Raw genomic sequence first — 21,370 nt, forward strand, 5'->3', positions numbered from 1 at the left:
AAAGCCATAATCTCAGTTACATCAAACCCATTTCTTGCAGTCCCCGGCGCAGGCGTTCTGCCTCAAATGGGCGGCGCTGTTCGTGAAGGGCGATCGCTCTTTTGAATTCTGCTAAACTCTCTGGCATTTTGCCAATTTTCAGCAAGGCTACTGCCAAATTTTGATGAGCTTCGGCGTGTTCTGGATCGATTTTTATCGCTTGTCGGTAATAGGCGATCGCATCTGCTAAATTTCCGCCTGCCTTCAGCGTCAGTCCTAAATTATAGTGACCTGCTGCAAAATTGGGGTCAATTTTTAAAGCTGCTTTGTAAGCTTTTTCAGCAGATTTCAAATCTCCTTCATCTTTGAACAAATTGCCCAAATTATTGTAAGCACCCAACTTTAGGGGCGGGAACACATTTGTATTAATTGCCGCTTGATAGTGTTCTTTTGCTTTAACAAACTGCTGCTGCTGGCGATAAGCAATTCCCAAATGATAGTTCAGTTCGTAAACAATAGAATCATCAATGGCCTCCGCAGTCAAGCCTTTGGTTAATAAATTAATTCCCCGCCCAATTTGCCCAGTTTCTACATACAACGCGCCTAATTTGCTACAAGCATAAGCATCGTTTGGATAATAAGCGATATAGCGTTCCATTGCTGCTTGAGCTTTTTGGAATTTACTTTTTGCAGCGATCGCATCTTTTTGATAACCAGAGTGCCAAATTGCCACATCGGGGAGAGAAGCTATTTTCCAATTTGGTTCCCTGTGCAAAATCTCAGCCACGCTGTCGTCTACCATGGCGTGGTAAGGGCGAGAAAAGCGGATGTCATGGCGATTGCGAAACAAGCGCGACACTAGGGAATAAGGAGATTGAGAGGCACCGATTTCTTGGCGGATGAGATTGATTAGCAGCAGCCGATCGCTCGCAATTGCCTGCTTAATTTGAGGCACAATCTCCGGTACCAAAACCTCATCGGCATCCAACACCAAAATCCAGTCGCCCTGGGCGTGCTTCAGACACTCATTGCGCGCCGCTGCGAAGTCGTCGCACCATTCAAAGTCATAAACCCTCGCCCCGAATTCTCCGGCAATTTCACGAGTGCGATCGGTTGATCCCGTATCCACCACCACTATTTCGTCAACAACACCTTTAACGCTGTCCAAAGTGCGCGACAGTGTTGCCTCTTCATTCTTCACAATCATGCACAGAGTCAGATCCATCGGGCGCAAACTTTCCTCGTTTCACAGAATTATTGTAATTTTTTTACCAGTAAAACACAAAAAGTCCCAGAAAAAATTGTCCTATTTCCTTTTGGTTTGAGCATAAGTACATTTCTTCCCTAGAAAAATGGGGTTAACTGAGATGTTGCGCCATCCTCAATAAGCTTTTATGAACAGGCTTTCCGGCCTGTTCCACAAAGAGTGAATTTTCTTGTGGAACAGGCCAGAAAGCCTGTTAAGCGAGAATGGTGCAAGATGTGAGGTTAATTCTTTTGAGATATTAAAAAGCCTCAAACTCCGACGATTCATGAGAAATCCTACCACTTTCGGTTCATCCCTGCGGTAGAGGTAAAGGCTCGATAGGGGTTGTTATTCTAAGAAGATAAGACAAGGCACAAGAAAAGTTTAAGTATTCAGGAGAAAAAGACATGGGCGGTATTATTGCTTGGATCGTTTTAGGACTCATTGCTGGTGCGATCGCCAAAGCCATTTATCCGGGAACTCAAGGCGGCGGTTTTCTGGCAACAACAGGTTTAGGAATTTTGGGCGCCCTAGTGGGAGGTTATCTAGGTCAAATGTTCTTTGGGACTAGCGGGGGAGCTTCCTTCGGAGCATTGAGTATACCCAGCATAGCTTTTGCAGTCATAGGTGCGATCGTTCTACTTTTCATCTGGGGATTGTTAACTCAGCGTGCTGCATAACAAATATGGCCAATTCCCAGTCGCTCGACTTTTAGGGTATTCATAAACCCGGTTTCTTGGAGAAACCGGGTTTTTCAGTTGTTGGTAGGCTGCGTCAGCCTACTCATACCAAATCCGCGTTAAAAATCCCGATCGGACTCAGCGCTTGCAACGGTTCAAGAGCAAAACTTTCGTCCGAACAGAGGGGGACTGAAGAATAAATGGGTAAAAATCCCGGATTTGGTATCAATTAATCAATCCGCAAATTGAAAGGCAAGCGAACATAAATCCCCTGCGGGTCGTTCATCGACTTGATCACAGCCAATTCATCTTGCATTTTCTTGAATTCCGCCGTTAGCGGGTCGAGTTTGGTGGCTGGTTTCAACACGTGAACGCCTGAAATTCTTTCCAAAATTCGCTCCTCCAAACTGCGGCGTTTTGGATATTCTTCCAACTTCCAATCGTCGCCGAGTTTAGCTTGCTTCGCCGCCTCTCTGACAGCATCTTCAAGCCCGCCAATTTCATCGACTAAACCCAACTGTTTCGCAGCCGTACCAGACCACACTCTGCCTTGAGCAATTTCTTGTACCTTAGTTTTCGGCAGTTTGCGGGAGTCGGCGACTTTAGTAATAAATTGATCGTAAATGCGATCGACTCTCCTCTGAATATTCGCCAATTCTTGAAGGTTTTTCGGGCGGGAAACCGTGTTAGTATCCGCAAAGCGGGCGGTTTTTACCACGTCCCAAGTCAGGCCGTTGTTAGCAGCCAACTTTTCGGCGTTGAACAGCATTCCAAAAACGCCGATCGAACCGGTAATCGTATTGGGTTCGGCAAAAATGCGGTTGGAACCCATCGAAATCCAATAGCCGCCGGATGCTGCTAAATTGCCCATTGAAACAATAACTGGTTTCTTTTTCCCCGTCAGCATCACTTCGCGTGCAATTACTTCGGCCGCCGTCGCGCTACCTCCGGGACTGTTGACGCGCAAAACGACCGCTTTTACGTCGTTATCTTCTCGGATTTTCCGCATTTCTTTAGCGATGCGATCGCCTCCTACTTCAGTCGGGCCCCCTTCGCCGTCTACAATCTCTCCCTCAGCGTAAAGTATAGCAATTTGGTTTTTCTTATCAGCGCGAGTTGAGTTTTTATTCTCAGCAATTCTCGCGTAGTTTTTCAAACTAATTTGCTTGAAAGAGTTGTTTTCGCGATCGATTCCTGTGAGTTTTTTGAGTTCTGTCGATATTTCGTCAAAGTATACAACTTTATCAACTAACTTGCTTTTGAGAGCTTCGTCAGCCATCAAAATTCCGCCTTTATCTGCAAGCGCTTGCAGTTGCGGAACAGTCACTTTGCGACTAGGGGCGACAGCTTTCAGGTATTCTCCCCACATATCTCCGAGCAACTTTTGAGTTTGCTGGCGATTTTCGGGACTCATTTTTGTGAGCAAAAACGGCTCAACGGCTGACTTGTATTTGCCGACGCGAGTCACTTGCACTCCCACGCCGTATTTTTCCAAAGCACCAGTGAAAAACATTGCCTGACTGCTAAAACCGTTGATTTCCAAAGCGCCGTAAGGATTGACTGCAATTGTATTAGCTACAGAACCGAGGTAATAATCTCGCTCATTCCAGTCCATCTGATAAGCAAAAATGGGTTTTTTGGCATCTCGGAAACGCTGCAATGCCGATCGAACTTCTTTGAGATTGGCAAACCCGCTGCTGCTCGAATCCGACCTGCCTTCGAGATAAATGCCAACGATTTTCGGGTCTTTTTTAGCAGATTCGATCGAGTCTAAAACAGTCCGTAGCGTCACAGCATCGCCGGAATCGTCCGAAAGCACATCTTGAATCGCTGCGCCAGTGCTACGGCTCGGTTTGCTGTCGGTGATATTTGAAGAAAGGTCTAATACCAATACAGACTTATCTTTAACTTGGGGGCCCGAATCCTTAGACGACGATGCCGCCATAGCAATTAGCAGTACCAGTCCTCCCAATCCGATGCTGCCCAGCAGCAACAGTCCTAGGAAGGTTCCTAGTAAACTTGCACAAGTATATTTTAGGAAATCTTTCATTAGATAATTGGTAATTAGTGATTAGTTATTAGTCATTAGTTATTAGTCATTAGTTGTTAGTGAGAGCAAATCCGGTTAAAGCGGAATGATAGCGAGCGTGTGAGCGGGAGGCTCGCACTGCACTCGGAAAGATATTATTCCCCTGCCAGCGGAAACGATATTATTGGTAATTCCTGCAACGCCGGATTTACCAATTATCCGCTGTCGTTAGTTATTAGCTAATGACTTTTGACTGCTGACTAATGACTTTTGACTGCTGACTCACTTTTATCTTAACCTTTCCAAAACCCCAGAATGTTTTAACTCATCCAAGTTAGCGCAGCCAGTACAGAACATCACTGTGGCGATTTCTGCAATCAAAACTTCAGCTAGGAGGGCTGCGGCTGATTCCGATTCTGCTGCAGCTTGCAGAAACGGCCGCGCCAGTCCGGCAATATCCGCGCCAAGGGCGAGAGCTTTCGCTGCATCCAACCCATTCTGCAAGCCTCCAGAGGCAATCAGGGGAACATCCGGCGCTACGGCGCGGGTGCTGACAATGCACTCGGCTGTTGGTATTCCCCAGTCGGCAAAGGTTGCGCCCAACCTGCGCTGCTTGCCATCTTTAGCTCGCTCTCCTTCTATTTTCGCCCAAGAAGTGCCTCCGGCCCCGGCAATGTCGATCGCACCTACCCCTGCAGCGAGCAATTTCTTTGCCATCTTTCCTGAAATACCGTTGCCGACTTCTTTAGCAATAACTGGTACTGGTAATTTAGCGCACAATTTTGCAATTTTATCTAGCAGTCCTTTAAAGTTAGTATCGCCTTCGGTTTGAACGCACTCTTGCAGCGGATTGAGGTGCAAAATCAGGGCATCTGCTTCTAAAATATCAACAATTTTTTGGCACTCTTCCAAACCGTAATTGTAGTTTAATTGAACTGCTCCGATATTGGCAAATAGCAGAATATCTGGAGCGCGACGACGGACGGTAAATGTAGGAGCTAGTTGAGGATTTTCTACGACGATTCGCTGGGAACCAACTCCCATTGCTAGTTTGTATTCTTGAGCGACATCGGCGAGGCGATAATTGATTGTCTGGGCTAATTCTGTGCCACCTGTCATCGAGGAAATTAGCAGAGGAACGGCTAGTTTTTTGCCGAGAAATGTGGAGGTTAAATCGATTTGGGTGCGATCGAGTTCTGGCAAACAGCAGTGATCAAAACGGTAGCGTTCGAGTCCGCTGGTAGTTTCGCGAAATTGTACGTCTTCTTCGAGGCAGATCCGCAGGTGGTCTGCTTTGCGAGTTTCGGTTTGCGAGGGGGAGGTTAGCGGCAAGTTCACAGTGGCTATTTGGGGAAAGAGTTGTGATTTGGGAATATAGCAATTTTATTTCATTTTTGAATTTTTTAATGAACCGCAGAGAGCGCAGAGGAGAAGACAAGAGAGATGTTGACAAATCCTGCCAGGGTTGCTGTATTATCCAGGAACAGTCAGCGGCATTCCGTTATCGGAAGGTTTTAACTTGAGTAAAAAAGGAACTGCTTTTTGCACCCATGCTTTGACTGATGTGTAACTTGCCGCATCTTCGCCGAAACAAATTTCCAGCATATCAGTGTGAATTATCCCCGGATTTAAAGGAACTGCTGCCATACCTGCGGGCAATTCTTGAGCGAGCGATTGCGTAAGTCCTTCTATTGCCCACTTAGAAGCGCAATAGGGCGCGACTTCCGGCGAAGTTGACCTTCCCCAACCAGAACTAAAGTTGACTATTATACCGCTTTTTCGAGCAATCATTGCCGGGACAAAGTGGCGAATTACATTAGCAGTACCTTTAATATTAACATCTATTAGCTGGGAAAATTCTTCGCTGCTGACTAACCAAAGCGGCGCGGGATTGTTGACTAAACCTGCATTGTTTATGAGCAAATCTGGTGGCTCTTTTTTGGTCAGCATTTCTGTTGCCCATGCTTTTACTCGATCGTCGTTGGTGACATCCAAAGCAGTAAAATGGTGGGGCGCACTATATTTTTGTTGGAGTTTTTCCACCGCTTCGGAAGAACGGGCGCATCCCACAACTGTATGTCCCAATTCAATAAACTTTTCGGTCATGGCAAGACCGAGACCGCGACTGGCTCCAGTAATTACAATTAATTTTGTCATTGATTTGCTCCAAGTTTGACATTAAGTAATACAATACATATTGACGGGCAAATTGACAAATCGATCGCAGGAGAAAGCATGAAAGTAAAAGCAGCAGTTGCTCGCAGTGCCGGCCAACCTCTGAGCATTGAAACGGTAGATCTGGATGGGCCGCAGGCTGGAGAGGTGCTGGTGGAAATTAAAGCCACGGGTGTTTGTCACACTGACGCTTACACTCTTTCTGGTGCCGATCCTGAAGGTTTGTTTCCTGCTATCTTAGGCCACGAGGGAGCCGGGATTGTCGCAGAAGTTGGGGCGGGAGTCACCAGTGTCAAAGTGGGCGATCGGGTAATTCCTCTCTACATTCCTGAATGCCGCAACTGCGAATATTGTTTGAGCAAAAAAACCAATCTCTGTCAAGCAATTCGCGTGACTCAAGGCCAGGGAGTGATGCCCGACGGCACGAGTAGGTTTTCTATAGATGGGCAGAAACTTTACCATTACATGGGAACTTCTACCTTTGCTAATTATACAGTATTGCCGGAAATTGCGGTAGCAAAAATTCGCGAAGATGCTCCTTTTGATAAAGTTTGTTTGATCGGCTGCGGCGTCACAACTGGCATCGGCGCGGTCATCAATACTGCGAAAGTAGAGCCTGGTTCTAATGTGGTAGTTTTCGGTTTGGGCGGCGTCGGTTTGAATGTAATTCAAGCGGCTCGCCTGGTGGGAGCTAACATGATTGTCGGTGTAGACTTGAATCCTGATAAGCGAGAGATGGCAGAAAAATTCGGCATGACTCACTTTGTCAATCCCCGCGAAGTGGAAGGCGATTTAGTGCCTTATTTAGTAGATTTAACCAAAGGCGGAGCAGATTACAGTTTTGAATGTATCGGTAATATTAATGTGATGCGCCAAGCTTTGGAATGCTGCCACAAAGGTTGGGGCGTGAGCGTAATTGTCGGGGTAGCGGGAGCAGGTCAAGAAATTAGCACACGCCCGTTTCAGCTAGTAACTGGCCGCGTTTGGAAAGGCACGGCTTTTGGGGGGGCAAAAGGCAGAACTGATGTTCCTAAGATTGTTGATTGGTACATGGACGGTAAAATTGATATTGATAGTTTGGTATCTCAGGTAATGCCGATCGACAAAATCAATGAAGCCTTTGACTTAATGCACAAAGGCGAATCAATTCGCACAGTTTTGACTTTTTGAATGGGAAGGAAGAAGGAAGATAGGACTTACGGAAAAAGTGGTTTTACGCGCTACCTATAGCCGTAGGGTAGACGGCTGCACCCTACATAAGTTCTCTCTTCTCTCTGCCTCTGCGTCCTCTGCGCCCTCTGCGGTTAATAAAAAAATCTCATTCACAAATGAAATAGAATTAATATGATATCAGAATCCCTAAAACTGCACAAAGAACAGAAAAGTTTCGGTGGCAGACTCGGATTTTACAGCCATCAATCCTCAACCTGCAACAGCGAGATGAAATTCGCCGTTTATCAGCCGCCGCAAGCTTTATCTCAACCCGTACCAGTTTTGTATTTTCTATCAGGTTTAACCTGCACGGAAGAAAACTTTATGGCAAAAGCGGGGGCGCAACAATTTGCGGCAAAATACGGGTTAATGCTGGTTGCGCCCGACACTAGCCCGCGCAATACTGGCATCCCCGGTGAAGATGACGATTGGGATTTAGGAAGTGGTGCGGGTTTTTATGTTGATGCGACAGCCGCACCTTGGAATTCTCACTATCGAATGTACAGTTATGTGGTTGATGAATTACCGAATTTAATCGCCGAAAATTTTCCAGGGATACCGGAAAAACAGGGGATTTTCGGTCATTCGATGGGCGGACACGGGGCTTTAATTTGTGCTTTGAAAAATGGATCTAGCTATCTTTCAGTTTCCGCTTTTGCGCCTATTTCCGCGCCAATGCGCTGCCCTTGGGGACAAAAAATATTCGGGCACTACCTCGGTGGCGACAAAGAGATGTGGAAGGCTTGGGATGCTAGTGAATTGGTGCTTGAGGCGCAATACAACCGTCCGATTCTGATTGACTGCGGCACTGCTGATTCGTATCTGACTGACGGGCAGTTGTTGCCGGAAGTGTTGGCGGAGGCTTGTGCAAAAGCGGGACAGCCGCTAACTTTAAGGATGCAGGAAGGTTACGATCACAACTATTATTTTGTGGCGAGTTTTATCGAGGATCATATTCAATTTCACGCGGCTGCTTTGTGTGAGTGAACTTTAGTTTGTAGTAAGGACTTTAGTCCTTAAACCTAATTTCATTGTGCAGCGCACTCCAGGGGACTAAAAGCATATCAGCTATTTGCGATTGTCCTCTAGCCCTGTAGATATCCATAGCTTTCTCAAAATCTTCAATTCCCCCCTGTAAATCTCCTGTTCCACTTCGAGCAGTAGCACGAATCATGTAAGCTTCTACAAAGTCAGGATTGAGATTTATTGCTTGAGTAAAAGCTGCAACTGCTTCCTCGTACAGCCCCCTGCGACCGAGGTCGAATCCTTGTTCGTAAAATTCTCGAGCTTCCATCGCATTTCTTAATTATCGATGTAGTTAATTCTGGAGCGTCGATATAGAAGTTTTTAAGCCGATGAAATAGAGCAGACGGGTGTAAGGACACGGCAGTCCAGTTGATGGTTTGTAGTGAGGAATTTAGTCCTTAAAAGAAGGACTGAACTCCTCACTACAAACGGTTAATTTAGGTCGATGGGAAATACCCAGTCTTGGTAGTTACTATCGCGATTTTCGATGATTCCCGTGAGTTTGTGCAAGAGTTTTTCTGTGAGGGGTCTGTCTTTCGGCAAATGATAGTTTTCGACTCGCTTAATTGGGGTAATTTTGGCGGCGGTTCCGCAGAGGAAAATCTCGTCTGCAATCAATAATTCTGATCTATCAACTGGTCTTTCTATGACTTCAATTCCTAAGTCTCTGGCGATTGTGATTACGCTGTCTCTGGTAATTCCTTCGAGAATATCTTGCTCGAAACCGGGAGTAACTAATTTACCGTTTCTGGCGACAAATATGTTCATTCCTGAAGCTTCGCTGACTTTTCCCTGAGTGTTCATCATAATTGCTTCGTCGAAGCCGGATTCTACTGCTTCGGTTTTGGCTAAAGCTGAGGTGATGTAGGCGCCGCTAATTTTACCTCTTAAGGGCAAACTGCGGTCTTCTTGGCGATACCAAGAGCTAATTCTACAGTTGACTCCTTCTTTGGGCAAATAATCTGAAAGTTCTAATCCGTAGACAAAAAAGTCGGTTTCTACGTTGTGCAGTCGGGGGGCAATTCCTAAACTGGATGTGTAGATAAAAGGGCGGATATAAAATGATTTTGTGGGCTGGTTTTTCTGGACAAAATCAATTATTATCTGTTGAATTTTGTCGGCTGGCAAATCGCAGTGGAGGAAGCTGGCACTTTGACTTAATCTTTGACAGTGGCGGTCTAATCTAAATAGCAAGATTCGATCGGCATTTTGGGGGTCTGGAATTCCCCGCAACCCGCCTAAAACTCCGGTTCCGTAGTGCAGTGCGTGGGTGGCTATGGAAATTTTGGCGTCGGTAAATGGGAGAAATTGGTTTTGAAAGTAGGCAATTGGTAGAAAACTATCCATGATTCAAGCTGGAGATGAGTTTTGCAGTCCGGGAGGAAAGCTGAATTTGGTTATATTACCATAAGTTATACCATTTTAGATTTTAGATTTTAGATTTTAGATTTACAATGACTGATTAGATATAAGTTTGGAGGTGGTCTAAAGTTACCTTTCTTTTATTAAATGAGATGAGTATTGTGTGATTCGAGGGAGCGATAAAATAATATAAAATGCGGTCATTTGGGTTGATAATTGTTTTGGGAAAAAGTGCGATCAACTACAAACAAAAATCAACCAAGGGGCAACTATGGCACGTAAATGTTTCATCATTGAAATGGGGATGGGTATAGACCAGCACGGGCAGGAACCGACTGTAGCCTGTGCAAGGGCTGTACGGAATGCGATCGCCCATAATGCTCTCCTAGGCGTCTGGGAAGTGGCGGGTTTGAGCGACCCCAATCAGATGATTGTTGAGGTTAAGGTGGCTGTTCCTTACCCGGAACAAGTGCGGGAACAGGAGGTGTTGGCGGTGCTCCCTTTTGGCAGCAAAACTCTGATTGTGGAGCAAGGAGGCATGATTGTGCCAGGAAGGGCGATCGCCTCTCTGAATGATAAAAATGATGAAATGCTAATCGCTGTGGCGGCTGTGACTGTTTTTGTGGACACTGAGGACTAGCTAATTTGGTGTTGTTGGGATAAATAGCCCGATCGCACTTGCTTGTTTCCGCGATCGGGCGATCGAACGCCTGTCTGTTAAAAAATGATTAATTTAGACTAAGTTGTAGGGTGCGTCATGAGAGATGGCCTGAAATATCCTAGAAAATCTGAGGCTCTGAGGCACGCTATAACTTAGTCTGTTCAACGCTAAGATTTATTGGCGCCTAAGTAAGTCGGCGCTTTAAAACGCAACTATGTAAACGATGTAAAGTGTCCAAATGCTTTCTACTGGCTAACTTAAGCCTATTTACATACGGTTACATTATTCGGTTTAATCCCGCCTATCTACTTACCTACTTAATTTTTAACTTTTAAGTGATAATTTTTAATTCCTCAGGCGACCGGGTATGTAAGCAATCCAGCAAAACCCTACGATTAATAACAGCCACGTCACGGTAATATTGCTGCCCAACAAGTTGCGGAGAAAATCTTCCATTGTTCTCAAAAATTATAGGGTTTAAAAGAATTTATTACTGTTCCCTCTCCCAGCACAAAAGGTAGAGTCCGATCGCCTAAAACCCGATCGGACTCTACCTCCTCTACCTCCTATTGGGGCTGGCTGGTATCTGCCAACATTTGGTTAACCATTTGCAAGTGCGCCTGAAGGTTCGGCAACTTCTGGGTGGCCCACGCCTTCAAGTCGGGATCTTGTCCCTGTTGAGATTGAGCCTGAAACAGAGCAATAGCCTGAGTGTGGCTCTCGATCATAGCCTGCTTGTAAGCGGTGTCAAAACTTGTACCGGATAGTCCGGAAAGTCGATCCATCAAAGCTGTGTTCTGGGTACTCATGTCGGTTGGCAATTCAACCTGCTTTTGCATTACTAACTGCATCAATTCTTGATTTGCCCGAGTGTGTTCCTCAACCATTTCTTGCCCGTATTGTTTCACGCCAGCACTAGAACCGCGCTGCACTGCCAATCTGCCGAGCTCCACTTCCAGCATACCAATTTGACCTGCTTGCATGACAAAGTTTCTGTCTTGGCTGCTGAGAGAATTAGGTGAAGTTTCGCCACCTGTGGGAGTGTTGGGAGAACGGCTGGGATTGTTGTTGATGGGGGTATTTGGAGAACGGCCGGGAGTGTTGTTGGTGGGGGTATTTGGAGTGTTGGGAGAACGGCCGGGAGTGTTGTTGGTGGGGGTATTTGGAGTGTTGGGAGTAGTAGCATCGTCGGTAGCATTATCAGCAAGCTCAAAAACCCGATCGCCCGACTGGTTGAAGCCGTGACTCTGGCGGTTTAATTCTGCAAATCCCGGCACAGCTATCAAGGAACTAACGCCGGCAATTCCGGCAACTGTTACTAATTTTTTGAACAAATTTTTGCGATTGAGTGAAGTCATGAATTTCTAGGCCTCTAAGTTTTCAAAATTACGTGAAGCGAAGCTATCCCGTAGGGAATCGCCCGAAACTAGCGATGGGAGGGTGTGCTGTTTTTCCGAAACAAGTTGAGCAAACCAAACGCGCCCAATGCACCCAGCCACCCGAAATTGTTGGGGCTATCGCGCCGAGCACTCAAAACTCCAGAATTAGTATCAGCCGGCGTGGATGTGGTACCACTCGTACCCGTTGTACCGGTTGTACCCGTGCCACTCGTACCCGTTGTACCCGTTGTACCCGTGCCTGTTGTACCCGTTGTACCCGTTGTACCCGTGCCTGTTGTACCCGTTGTACCCGTTGTACCCGTGCCTGTCGTATCGGTTGTACCGCTTGTACCCGTGCCTGTCGTACCGGTTGTACCGGTTGTGCCCGTGCCTGTCGTACCGGTTGTGCCGGTTGTACCCGTGCCTGTCGTATCGGTTGTGCCCGTGCCAGTTGTACCGGTTGTACCGGTTGTGCCCGTGCCTGTCGTATCGGTTGTGCCGGTTGTACCCGTGCCTGTCGTATCGGTTGTGCCCGTTGTGCCCGTGCCACTCGTACCGGTTGTACCGGTTGTGCCCGTGCCACTCGTACCGGTTGTACCGGTTGTGCCCGTGCCTGTCGTATCGGTTGTGCCCGTGCCAGTTGTATCGGTTGTACCAGTTGTGTCGGTGCCCGTACCAGTTGTGCCCGTACCAGTTGTGTCGGTGCCTGTACCAGTTGTGTCGGTGCCTGTACCAGTTGTGCCTGTACCAGTTGTGCCTGTACCAGTTGTGCCTGTACCAGTTGTGCCTGTACCAGTTGTGCCCGTACCGCCTCCAGGACCCCCTCCAGCACCGCCGCCTGACTGGGCAGAAGCAGGCACTGCTAAGGAAACCGTTGCTAAACCTAAAGTACAAGCGCTTGCTAAAACAACTTTCAACAATTTAGAAGATTTCATGGTAATTCTTGCTTTTACGTAGAGTCCTGCGATCGCTTGTGATGCCAAAACCGCAGGGTCAAATTGACAGCGTAACGTGCAGCTTTTCTAACATTTGCTGCGGGATAATGAAAGTAAGGGAGCAAATTTAGTCCCCTTCCCTGGATTATTTTTCCCTGGTCAATTACACCGCAGCCTTAATAGTTTATAAGCTATTACGTATCATTCAAGTTCGCCATTCATCTTTAGGAATATTTGGTAAAATGGCGTTTTATTTCAGGTGATGGATGATATTTGATGGGGCGGCCTACTAGCTAAATCAAAACTTACGCGCGGGGGATAGAAACCGGGTTGAACTGAAAAATTTGGGGTTGAATAACGAGACATATACGCATCAACCGGGTTTCTGAGACAAGCGCGCTGATCTTCCCATAAAATTTCCCCGGCTGCTGGTGCTTTGAGGCAGAAATTCTTGATTTTATCACCGTCAATTTTGGGTTAGCGCTCCGCCAGATGAGTTGGTTTAAAATTTTTTTGAGCGCTATTTTTCCTTAACTTGCTGCTGGCAATTTGGGCACTGACAGAATACCGCTCAAACTTTCCTAGGAAACTAAATTATCTCAAAACGCCCGATCGACCTTTCCGAGTCGCAAAAGCGCCTGCAAACCCTCAACAGCAAGGCGTTTGACTGGGCTTTGACTGGCGTAAAACAGGAAGGCGAACTCAGGGCTATCCGAGTCGAACCCGCGCGACATTAAATTAACCAGCGACAGCGCACTCGTCAGAATTGCTTGTGAGTGCGATCGGCTAAACCCTGATATCCTATATCCTAAAGCCAAGACTATGCCAGAGAGCGCTTATTCCCTCACAGATTTCCCCAGCAGACATCAACTATGCTGCATCGAATTCTTGCCCGAAGTCGCTATCTAATGTTAAGCGCTTTTTCTAAGTTCGCAAGTTCAAAAGCCGAAATCAGATTAATTGCTGTTGGAGCGAGGAAATTACCCAAATTCTGCCCAACCAGCAACGCCAAGCCCATTGCCTTCTCGGATCAGAATAAATTTAATATTACATCTGTCCTCAGAATGATAAAAATGCGGTCTAAAACTTGCTTTTAGAGAGAGGAAAGTAGTGGCTTCTAGTATATAAGATTAAATTTATGTTTAATAATTAGAGGTCATTATGCCCGAACAACAATTTGATACCTTACCTTCAGAAGCACAAGAACTCCCCCAAGGGGCGAAACAAATTTTTCAGGCGGCTTTTAAGAGCGCTAGTGAAGATGGAATGAGCGCCGATGGTGCTACCAGCGTTGCTTGGAACAGCGTAAAATCTGAATACGTTCAAGGCGAAGGTGGCACGTGGCATCACAAGGGTGACGATACTAACCAAACCCGCAAATCTGTACAGTCTGGTGGCAATTAGTCATAAGGCATCACTTCTATCGTGTCCGCTAAAATAACCGTTATCCGGTGTGTAGTCAGGACTTCATTCCTGATTTTATGATGAGTGAAGTCCTCACTACCAACCAATGTGAGTAAAGTTATTCTAGCGGTCATGATATCGTCAGTCATTAGCAATGTATTCATCACAAGTGATGAATGCTTTACATTGATAGGTGTTGGAATCGCGGTGATCCAGAAGTTAATGCAGCCTGTTAATAGGCTGGCGCATATCCCATTGTAATTCGGCTAAAACGAGCAAGCTAAATACCATTAGGACTCCCGTAAATAGGAAAGACCAACCGTCGGTGTAAGGCAAAATCAAAATTCCCAACAGGTGAAATAAACTTGCTGCTAAGAGCGCGCGCGATCGCACTGCCCATCCAGTCCCAAAATACCCAATTCCGCTCATTCCTAACCACAGGGGACAGAGATTTGCCAACACTTTTCCCCAACTATAAAAAATGGCTAAATCGGTCAGCAGCAATCCTAATAACATGAGGATTACCCAACCGTAAAGCACCCAAATCAGGCGTTCTATTTTGACCCAAGAGTATGTCATGCTTACCATTGCTGCTGTACCTACGAGGCTGAGGGCTGACCACAAACCTGCTTGCAGCATCCAACTCACAGATAAAAATTGTGCAGTGCCGAACATGGGTATTAACAGCAAGCTCCACAGCAGGCAAGCTCGATCGAGACAAGTATAAAATGTTGAATAAAATCTCTCTTGACCAAGGGGAAACTGAACCTGCCAAAGCCCTTCTACATCCTGAACGTCAATGTTAAGCTGTTTGCGGCGCAGAGGTGGCACTGAATAATTAAAAAAGGTCATATCTGACACTATTAAAATTCACAAACAATTAGTTGCTTACATACTATTTCAACAGCAATCGCTCTAATTGCAATCTATCAATCGGATTAATTGCATTGATTTTCTTATATGTCGGCAGTAATAGTTACTCGCTCGCAGCAGGTAAAATAGGAAGAGAGATATCACAATTTCATAAAATAGCTCTTGGGATAGATGGCTGCAATATTACGGATTGGGTACTTTAAAAATAGTCAACTTTGTTACAGAATTTATGCTCACTTCATCCCATCCTCTGAAACAGGTATTCCACTGCCCGGAAGAATCGGATTTTTACGCGCACTGCTTGGAAAGTTTAGTATTAAATGCCAGCGATAATTCTCGACTGATCGTAGAGTTTGGTTCAGGAGAGGGAAGTCCAGTTATTAAGTCTTTGCTGAGAACAGAGTTTGACGGGAGAATACAGGGATTTGAGCTAAATAAAGTAGCGTGGAAAATTGCTCATTCTCAAATTAAAGAATATGAACTGAGCGAACAGTACACCGTCAACAATTGCTCTTTTTTTGATTCGCCTTTATACGAGTCGGCGGATTGTGTAATCTCAAATCCGCCTTACTTGCCGGCGGTGGATGATAAGATTTACCAGCCGTTGTTGCACGGGGGAAGTGATGGTTGTACAATTGCTAAAAAACTTTTATCTCTGGACTGCAACGAAGTTTTGCTGATGGTTTCTAGCTATTCTAATCCGGTGGGTTTGATCGATTATGCCTTGGATCGAGGCTACTCGGTGGCGAATTTTGAGATTGCACCTTTAAGTTTTGGGTATTATAGTTCGGAACCGAAGGTGAAAAGCGCGATCGCCCGTCTCCGAGAAGAGGGCATGGCTTTTTATTCGGAAAATATCTATCTGCTGGCTGGAGTTTTGTTTAAGAAGCAAGAAAAGTCGCAAAGAGATTTGTCGATCGAGCTAATTCAGTTAATGACAGCATTTTAAAATACAGCGGTGCCTCTGGGATGTTGCACCATTGTCAGCAACAGGCAAGATGCCTGTTCCACAAAGAGTGTATTTCTTGTGGAACAGGCATCTTGCCTGTTCCTCAAAGGCTTATTGAGAACGGTGCAAGATATAGGGTGCATCAGAGATTGAGGCACCCTACTATATAGCCGTTAATTCCGTTCTGCCGCTTGGATCGATCGCACTACAGCCGCCCCAGCCCGATCGCCGATCGACTTCTCCTGATCGTACCCCAACACCAGCTCCCAAGCCTCCTGCGGGTATCTGTCAACCAGCGGGATAGCCACTTCATCCAACATCCAGCGGCCGTGACGTTCGTCTTCTTTGATGTGCAGTTCCCAATAACCCATCGCAGCGTGCGAGAGACCCAGACGCTGGGCGGCGGCTAGATAATTGCGGTAAGCGACGGGCCCCGCCACCTCAAAATAAGTTAGTCCGCCGTTGTAGCGCAGAAAATGGCGCTTGCGTTCCGTCAGCAGGAAGTTGTGATTAATGCCTGCGAGCACTTCCCAAGGCACTAAATCGAAGTACGCTTCCGGTTCCGTACTCATCCCGAATTCTGCCAGCATTTGGGCAAAAAAGGTCGAGTGCTTGCGGGGAAGGCGACCGCCGCCGTATTCTTCGATCAGCACTCGCGTAAGGGTGCACTGAATTTCGTTGCCGGCACCGCCGAGGATGCGAGAAAGGCGGCTGGCTTCCACTAAACCGTCGAAAGAGGCGATCGCCAGTAGGTGTTTGTATCCCTCTTCAGTCATCTGTTCCCGCTGGTAGCGATCGAGCTCAGTTAGCGGAGGATCGACATCGGCGGCCGCGCGATCGCGCAGGGCTTGCTTGACATCCGGCAATTTTTGCAGCGCTGCAACGTCGATTTGTGCGATTTCCCACTGCTGCCAAGGTTCCTCAATGCGATCGCGCACGGAACGCAAATAGTGCGATCGCTCGTTATTGTAGCGGCGCAAATCGTCGTACCAAAACAAGTTGAGGCGGTTGATGCGATAAAGCACGCGCTGCAAGAAGCGGTGAGCGGCCTCATCGCCCGGTTCCTGTTGGTAAGCCGCTTGAATTGCATAGGCGATCGCGCTTTCAAAATCGCTGACAAGTAACGGTTTTGTCGCCACCGTCTTGTCTAAATCCTCGAGTTCTAGCAAATTGACAAATTGCCGATCGGCTGCTTCATAATTTGGGAGTACGGGTTGCTTTTTGGAAAGAGTCCGCGAGTCTGAAGAAGGAAGTATCTCTATCGTGTTTTGCATGGAATCAAGTTATGCTAACTCTAATTATTGTGCTGCCTGCCAAAACAGCCAACCGTTGCAGATTGCTGAGGATTATGGCTACTTAATTTCACGATAGCGAACCAGTCAGCCGCATACACCCTTCCATTGATAGAGATTTGACCGCTACCGTCTCATACCCTTTTCAACTTGTGAGTAAAGGTAACAACGTTTATGGAGAGTGGTATTAACTTATATCAGACTTCCTTCTCAATCACCTGTTTAGAAACGGGCTCTCCGGCCCGTCCCACAAAAACTAAATTTTCTTGTGAAACAGGCATCTTGCCCATTCTTGAAAAACTAAATTTTCTTGTCGAACGGGCCGGAGAACCCGTTCTTGAGACTGGTACAACCTCTGACTATCAACCTAGGCGATCGCGAAAATACTCCTCATACAAATTGCATCTCGCACTGCAATAATTGCCCTCCTGCTTCACCAACCCCATACTATTTAATTTAAAAGCCAATTCTAGCCTCGATTTCACTGGTTTTGGCGCACTAGAAATCTCTCTCATCGCCTCGATTAATTCTGGATATTTTTCTAAATTCCACAAATGCCTCCGCAAATGGTCGCTGTAAATTCCTGCCTCGGTTTTTGCCGAGTTCAGCAATTGATTTAAAGTCACATCTTGACGGGCAATGCGATACATTGCCAGCCGCACTAAATAGGGATGTCCTCCCACTAACGCCATCAATTCTGCAACTTCTGTAGCACTCCAACTTAGTTCGTGTCGCGCTGCTAAGTCTTGCACTTGCTGGGAGTTAAACTCAGGCAAATCAATCGGCAACCCCACATTAAACGGCGATTTATTCACGTCCAGCGGGATATAAACTTCCGTCGAATGCACCACAATCAAACGAAACTTTTTCCAAATATCTCGCCGTTTTGCTTCTTCGTGCAAAGCTCGCAATAACCCAAAGAAGTCGTCCGCAATTTCCGGCGATTCAAACAGGCGATCGCTCTCATCCAACCCTAACGTCAGAGGTCTTGAGGATTCTGACAGCAAATACTGTTCAAAATAAGCTTTGCAGCACTGATTGCTGCCAATCAAATCGGCTAATTCCCAACACTTGGGCAACTGCTCCAGCATTCCTAACTCTTGACCGATGCTAGCACAAAACCACTGCAAAAATGTATCTGAGTTAGCGAATATTTTCCGATTTGCTAGCTGAAAACTCAGCGCTACCGTGCGAGAACCTTGCTGTTCTGCATGATGCAAAATCCTCGCCATCAAGGAAGTTTTGCCCATTTGTCTGGGCGCTTTAATGCGGATCAGCGCTCCCGGTTGGGCGATCGTCTCGTAACACCGCGATTCTATCGGAGGGCGATCGATATAAAAACGAGAAGCTATTTCAACTTGTCCTCCCGGCAATTCAGGCGGCGCTGCTGGCAGGGGTTGAATTATTGACTGTTTGGTGCTAGTAATTACTTTCCATTCTACAGCCAATTCATGGTCGGCAGTTAACGATGTGCGACCTTCTTTGATAATGGTTAAAATTTGGGATAATAACTTAAATGAGTCGCCAACACCGCCCCACAGCCAAGGCTGAATTCCTGCTAAATAGCTCAGTAAATCAAAAGAAAGCGGTGTATTTAATTCAACGCAAATCGGTAAAATTGCTGGTTTATGACCAGTTAAATTGTGCAATTCTTTGGCTAGCTGCACTTGTTCCAATACCATTTCGCTAGCGGCCGATTCTTCGGAAATCAGCAACAGCAAATAATCGCAACGCTTTAGATATGAGGCTGAGTCGCTGCTGCTGTTAATAAAAAAGACTTCGTGGCCTCCCGCACTCAAAGCTTGGTGTAACTGCTGAGAAAGAGTGTTGTGTGAGGTCGATCCTCTTCGAGGGCTTCGCCAACGAGCGTTGGCGTTAGCGAAGCGATCCGAAGGAAAGCCCTCGAAGACGATCGCCACTTTTGCCCTCACCAGCACTACCTCCTCTGGCTCTGAATTCGCCTCAAAATCGGCTATATCGCGCCATTCCTGCCCCAATCCGCGACAAATTTCGATGAAATTGGCATAATCCACAGGTTTGCCATTCAGAAAATGGCTGACAGTAGATTGCGCCATGCCTAAATCCTCAGCCAAAATTTTTTGACTGGGAAAGCCATTTCTCAGGAGACAGGATTTAACTGCACGAATGCACTCTTCGCGCACCCTTAGCGATCGTGGCATTGCTTATAACAATCAAGACACTGAAACCATCATAAATGCCAACCGTCCCTAAAGTCGATGAAAAGTCGATGAAAAGTCGATGAATTTTCAAATAACTCAGTCGCCAACTCAAATAGCCACCTGATTAGATTAGAAATAACAAGGTTGAATCCCATCACAACGAGGTAAAAGCATTGTGTATTCTATCCTAATTTGGTCGCTGGCGTCAGCCACTAATCAACCAGGTTTCGCCTTCACCCCGCCCCTATTCTGGTTGCTGCTCGGAGTTGTGCTTAGTGCGATCGAGCTATTAATCATTAAAACTCAGCCCCAAAAATACAGATTTTACGTGCTAATGATGGGAGCTTCTGCTTTAATTGAATCCTTTATTTTGTGGAGAGGATCTGTAGCATTTCAGTTTAGTTGGGCGAACATAATGTATGAAGATTTTGACTGGCAAATCTTCTACTGGATGGGGATAGCCCTCGCGCTGAGCATCTGGATTCGACCGATTTTCATTTTTCGCAAAAAGTTTGTGATTCCCGAAGCAACCGAAGCGACAACAATCTCCGAAATTTTCCCCGGAGAAACCGGAATGGTGATCTATGAAGGGGCTTCGTGGAAAGCTCGCAACGAAGATTCCCAAGGGGCGATCGCACCCAGACAAAAAGTTTACGTTTTGCGCCGCGAAGGAAACACGCTGATTGTTGTACCTGACAGATTAATTCACATCAACAGCTAAACCTTGGCAGCAATCTCAATTCATCTTTAGTTCACAGCTTAAAATTACCAGGAGATTCACTATGTATCAGTATTTGTTGACGGTATTGTTTGCAATCACCGGAGTATCCTTAGCGAGCAGCGTCAAAATTGTCCGTCAAGGAGATGAGGCCTTAGTTGAAATTTTCGGGAAGTACGATCGCAAGAAACTCGAACCTGGCTTGACTTTTTTGATTCCCTTCGTCGAAACAGTCGCCTATAAACAAACTCTGCGCGAGCAAATTTTAAACCTGCCACCGCAAGAATGCACGACGCGCGATCGCCTTGCCATCACCGTTGAATTTATTGTTTACTGGCGAATTATTGACTTAGAAAAAGCTTCCTACAAGGTGCAGAATCTCAAGGAAGCGATGTTAAATATGCTGATTCTTTCAATTCGGACTCACATTGCGACATTATCTCTGGAGGAACTTTACACGGCTCGCAATGAAATCAATAATGCTTTAGTCGAGGAGTTGGATACAACGACAGATCCTTGGGGTGTGAAGTTTACGAGAGTGGAATTGCGCGATTTTGCGATCGGCAGTAAAGTGGTTCAGCCGACATCCATTGACCGGAAAGAAGTACAAAAGCTGCGAGCTTAGAGATTAGTATTCCCTCCTTTTCCTCGTTACCAGGCAGAGCCTGGTAACGCACATCCAGAGCCTCTGCCTCGCCGACTTTAATTCGCCTTGTATATACCATTTAAGGGGACAACACCATGACTAAAGATCAAGAATCAAGTATTAGCAATGCAGCTTATGGCGGTTGCGGATGCTTATTGCTTTTAATGGGCATTGGAGTAATTGGCGCGATCGCTCTGCCATCATTTCTGAATCAGGGTGGGAAGGCACCGCAATCCGAAAACAAACAGTATGTTGGCTCAATGAACCGCGCACAGCAAGCCCTATTTATAGAAAAAAGTGCTTTTGCTACTTCTTTTGATGCTTTAGGGCTTGGCATTAAAACAGAGACAACAAATTTCAAGTATTCAATTCGTGTCACTAAGAAAGCAGCATTTAATTATGGAGTATCCAAGAAAAATAACTTAAAAACTTATGTGGGCGGTGTATTTCTAGTTCCTGCTAAAAACTTTGAGCCAAATGCTGCTAAAGAGCAAATAACTACAACGTTCATTTTGTGCCAAGCTGATTTACCCGGTACAATTCAACCAGCGGAACCCAGCTATGAAAATGGTAAAATTGCTTGTGGTAAAGGAACAACACCAGTGACCAGATAATCTAACTATA

General features: G+C 46.1%; 20 protein-coding genes. 9 read left to right on the top strand and 11 right to left on the bottom strand.

Annotated elements, in window-relative coordinates:
• Positions 1-16 precede the first annotated feature (16 nt).
• Positions 17-1,204, bottom strand: coding sequence for a glycosyltransferase (locus QUA70_RS05425; RefSeq protein ID WP_333345454.1), 1,188 nt, complete (start codon positions 1,202-1,204; stop codon positions 17-19).
• 428 nt (positions 1,205-1,632) lie between these two features.
• On the opposite strand from QUA70_RS05425, the gene QUA70_RS05430 reads away from it, so the two are divergent.
• On the top strand, positions 1,633-1,905 hold the full coding sequence (locus QUA70_RS05430) for a GlsB/YeaQ/YmgE family stress response membrane protein (RefSeq protein ID WP_333345452.1): 273 nt from the start codon (positions 1,633-1,635) through the stop codon (positions 1,903-1,905).
• Between the two features lie 229 nt (positions 1,906-2,134).
• Here the strand turns inward: QUA70_RS05430 and sppA are convergent, their stop codons facing one another.
• The 3 genes from sppA to QUA70_RS05445 all read right to left on the bottom strand — a co-directional run bounded on the left by sppA (position 2,135) and on the right by QUA70_RS05445 (position 6,091).
• Complete coding sequence (gene sppA, locus QUA70_RS05435; protein WP_333345451.1) at positions 2,135-3,955, bottom strand: signal peptide peptidase SppA; 1,821 nt, start codon at positions 3,953-3,955, stop codon at positions 2,135-2,137.
• 267 nt (positions 3,956-4,222) lie between these two features.
• The gene (fni, locus tag QUA70_RS05440) at positions 4,223-5,272 is read right to left on the bottom strand and encodes a type 2 isopentenyl-diphosphate Delta-isomerase (RefSeq protein ID WP_333345448.1); all 1,050 of its coding nucleotides are present in this window, start codon (positions 5,270-5,272) and stop codon (positions 4,223-4,225) included.
• Positions 5,273-5,407: 135 nt separating this feature from the next.
• Positions 5,408-6,091, bottom strand: a complete 684-nt coding sequence (locus QUA70_RS05445) for an SDR family NAD(P)-dependent oxidoreductase (RefSeq protein WP_333345446.1) — start codon at positions 6,089-6,091, stop codon at positions 5,408-5,410.
• Between the two features lie 78 nt (positions 6,092-6,169).
• Here QUA70_RS05445 and QUA70_RS05450 point away from each other — a divergent pair, with 78 nt between their 5' ends.
• Positions 6,170-7,279, top strand: a complete 1,110-nt coding sequence (locus QUA70_RS05450; protein WP_333345522.1) for an S-(hydroxymethyl)glutathione dehydrogenase/class III alcohol dehydrogenase — start codon at positions 6,170-6,172, stop codon at positions 7,277-7,279.
• A gap of 174 nt (positions 7,280-7,453) precedes the next feature.
• A complete protein-coding gene (fghA, locus tag QUA70_RS05455) occupies positions 7,454-8,308 on the top strand; it encodes an S-formylglutathione hydrolase (protein ID WP_333345444.1) in 855 nt (284 codons plus the stop codon).
• A 22-nt stretch (positions 8,309-8,330) separates the two neighbouring features.
• On the opposite strand, the gene QUA70_RS05460 is transcribed toward fghA, so the two are convergent.
• Both QUA70_RS05460 and QUA70_RS05465 read right to left on the bottom strand, forming a co-directional pair.
• Positions 8,331-8,615 (bottom strand): tetratricopeptide repeat protein, encoded by a 285-nt coding sequence (locus QUA70_RS05460; RefSeq protein WP_332984688.1) that lies wholly within the window; start codon positions 8,613-8,615, stop codon positions 8,331-8,333.
• A 164-nt stretch (positions 8,616-8,779) separates the two neighbouring features.
• Entirely contained in the window at positions 8,780-9,694 is a 915-nt protein-coding gene (locus tag QUA70_RS05465) for a branched-chain amino acid transaminase (protein ID WP_333345442.1), read from the bottom strand.
• A gap of 286 nt (positions 9,695-9,980) precedes the next feature.
• On the opposite strand from QUA70_RS05465, the gene QUA70_RS05470 reads away from it, so the two are divergent.
• Positions 9,981-10,349 (top strand): Lin0512 family protein, encoded by a 369-nt coding sequence (locus tag QUA70_RS05470; protein WP_333345440.1) that lies wholly within the window; start codon positions 9,981-9,983, stop codon positions 10,347-10,349.
• Between the two features lie 587 nt (positions 10,350-10,936).
• Here QUA70_RS05470 and QUA70_RS05475 read toward each other — a convergent pair.
• Together QUA70_RS05475 and QUA70_RS05480 are read right to left on the bottom strand one after the other, a co-directional pair.
• Positions 10,937-11,728: a DUF4142 domain-containing protein gene (locus tag QUA70_RS05475; RefSeq protein ID WP_333325847.1), complete on the bottom strand. Its 792-nt coding sequence runs from the start codon at positions 11,726-11,728 to the stop codon at positions 10,937-10,939.
• A 68-nt stretch (positions 11,729-11,796) separates the two neighbouring features.
• Positions 11,797-12,684, bottom strand: a complete 888-nt coding sequence (locus QUA70_RS05480) for a hypothetical protein (protein ID WP_333345438.1) — start codon at positions 12,682-12,684, stop codon at positions 11,797-11,799.
• A 1,161-nt stretch (positions 12,685-13,845) separates the two neighbouring features.
• Between QUA70_RS05480 and QUA70_RS05485 the strand changes: the two genes are divergently transcribed.
• On the top strand, positions 13,846-14,088 hold the full coding sequence (locus QUA70_RS05485) for a ChaB family protein (protein ID WP_190662935.1): 243 nt from the start codon (positions 13,846-13,848) through the stop codon (positions 14,086-14,088).
• 219 nt (positions 14,089-14,307) lie between these two features.
• Here the strand turns inward: QUA70_RS05485 and QUA70_RS05490 are convergent, their stop codons facing one another.
• Positions 14,308-14,940 (bottom strand): hypothetical protein, encoded by a 633-nt coding sequence (locus QUA70_RS05490; protein WP_333345436.1) that lies wholly within the window; start codon positions 14,938-14,940, stop codon positions 14,308-14,310.
• A gap of 250 nt (positions 14,941-15,190) precedes the next feature.
• Here QUA70_RS05490 and QUA70_RS05495 point away from each other — a divergent pair, with 250 nt between their 5' ends.
• Complete coding sequence (locus QUA70_RS05495; protein ID WP_333325855.1) at positions 15,191-15,910, top strand: SAM-dependent methyltransferase; 720 nt, start codon at positions 15,191-15,193, stop codon at positions 15,908-15,910.
• A gap of 173 nt (positions 15,911-16,083) precedes the next feature.
• Here QUA70_RS05495 and QUA70_RS05500 read toward each other — a convergent pair whose 3' ends face one another.
• Together QUA70_RS05500 and QUA70_RS05505 are read right to left on the bottom strand one after the other, a co-directional pair.
• A complete protein-coding gene (locus QUA70_RS05500; protein ID WP_333345434.1) occupies positions 16,084-17,184 on the bottom strand; it encodes an iron-containing redox enzyme family protein in 1,101 nt (366 codons plus the stop codon).
• Between the two features lie 380 nt (positions 17,185-17,564).
• Entirely contained in the window at positions 17,565-19,382 is a 1,818-nt protein-coding gene (locus QUA70_RS05505; RefSeq protein ID WP_333345432.1) for an AAA-like domain-containing protein, read from the bottom strand.
• Between the two features lie 175 nt (positions 19,383-19,557).
• Between QUA70_RS05505 and QUA70_RS05510 the strand changes: the two genes are divergently transcribed.
• The 3 genes from QUA70_RS05510 (at position 19,558) to QUA70_RS05520 (ending at position 21,360) form a co-directional block, all read left to right on the top strand.
• Positions 19,558-20,103, top strand: a complete 546-nt coding sequence (locus tag QUA70_RS05510; protein WP_333345430.1) for an NfeD family protein — start codon at positions 19,558-19,560, stop codon at positions 20,101-20,103.
• 61 nt (positions 20,104-20,164) lie between these two features.
• Complete coding sequence (locus QUA70_RS05515; protein WP_333345428.1) at positions 20,165-20,725, top strand: SPFH domain-containing protein; 561 nt, start codon at positions 20,165-20,167, stop codon at positions 20,723-20,725.
• A 116-nt stretch (positions 20,726-20,841) separates the two neighbouring features.
• A complete protein-coding gene (locus QUA70_RS05520) occupies positions 20,842-21,360 on the top strand; it encodes a type IV pilin-like G/H family protein (RefSeq protein ID WP_333345426.1) in 519 nt (172 codons plus the stop codon).
• The last annotated feature ends 10 nt before the right edge of the window (positions 21,361-21,370 follow it).

Source organism: Microcoleus sp. LAD1_D5, assembly GCF_036702115.1.
Lineage (GTDB): Bacteria > Cyanobacteriota > Cyanobacteriia > Cyanobacteriales > Microcoleaceae > Microcoleus.

Bases quoted from the DNA above. Each gene is read 5' to 3' on its own strand.
- QUA70_RS05465 (WP_333345442.1), bottom strand. From the start codon at position 9,694: ATGGATAGTTTTCTACCAATTGCCTACTTTCAAAACCAATTTCTCCCA.
- QUA70_RS05425 (WP_333345454.1), bottom strand. From the start codon at position 1,204: ATGGATCTGACTCTGTGCATGATTGTGAAGAATGAAGAGGCAACACTG.
- QUA70_RS05450 (WP_333345522.1), top strand. From the start codon at position 6,170: ATGAAAGTAAAAGCAGCAGTTGCTCGCAGTGCCGGCCAACCTCTGAGC.
- QUA70_RS05475 (WP_333325847.1), bottom strand. From the start codon at position 11,728: ATGACTTCACTCAATCGCAAAAATTTGTTCAAAAAATTAGTAACAGTT.
- QUA70_RS05445 (WP_333345446.1), bottom strand. From the start codon at position 6,091: ATGACAAAATTAATTGTAATTACTGGAGCCAGTCGCGGTCTCGGTCTT.
- QUA70_RS05485 (WP_190662935.1), top strand. From the start codon at position 13,846: ATGCCCGAACAACAATTTGATACCTTACCTTCAGAAGCACAAGAACTC.
- QUA70_RS05520 (WP_333345426.1), top strand. From the start codon at position 20,842: ATGACTAAAGATCAAGAATCAAGTATTAGCAATGCAGCTTATGGCGGT.
- QUA70_RS05470 (WP_333345440.1), top strand. From the start codon at position 9,981: ATGGCACGTAAATGTTTCATCATTGAAATGGGGATGGGTATAGACCAG.
- QUA70_RS05495 (WP_333325855.1), top strand. From the start codon at position 15,191: ATGCTCACTTCATCCCATCCTCTGAAACAGGTATTCCACTGCCCGGAA.
- sppA (WP_333345451.1), bottom strand. From the start codon at position 3,955: ATGAAAGATTTCCTAAAATATACTTGTGCAAGTTTACTAGGAACCTTC.
- fghA (WP_333345444.1), top strand. From the start codon at position 7,454: ATGATATCAGAATCCCTAAAACTGCACAAAGAACAGAAAAGTTTCGGT.
- QUA70_RS05430 (WP_333345452.1), top strand. From the start codon at position 1,633: ATGGGCGGTATTATTGCTTGGATCGTTTTAGGACTCATTGCTGGTGCG.
- QUA70_RS05500 (WP_333345434.1), bottom strand. From the start codon at position 17,184: ATGCAAAACACGATAGAGATACTTCCTTCTTCAGACTCGCGGACTCTT.
- QUA70_RS05490 (WP_333345436.1), bottom strand. From the start codon at position 14,940: ATGACCTTTTTTAATTATTCAGTGCCACCTCTGCGCCGCAAACAGCTT.
- QUA70_RS05460 (WP_332984688.1), bottom strand. From the start codon at position 8,615: ATGGAAGCTCGAGAATTTTACGAACAAGGATTCGACCTCGGTCGCAGG.
- QUA70_RS05505 (WP_333345432.1), bottom strand. From the start codon at position 19,382: ATGCCACGATCGCTAAGGGTGCGCGAAGAGTGCATTCGTGCAGTTAAA.
- QUA70_RS05515 (WP_333345428.1), top strand. From the start codon at position 20,165: ATGTATCAGTATTTGTTGACGGTATTGTTTGCAATCACCGGAGTATCC.
- QUA70_RS05480 (WP_333345438.1), bottom strand. From the start codon at position 12,684: ATGAAATCTTCTAAATTGTTGAAAGTTGTTTTAGCAAGCGCTTGTACT.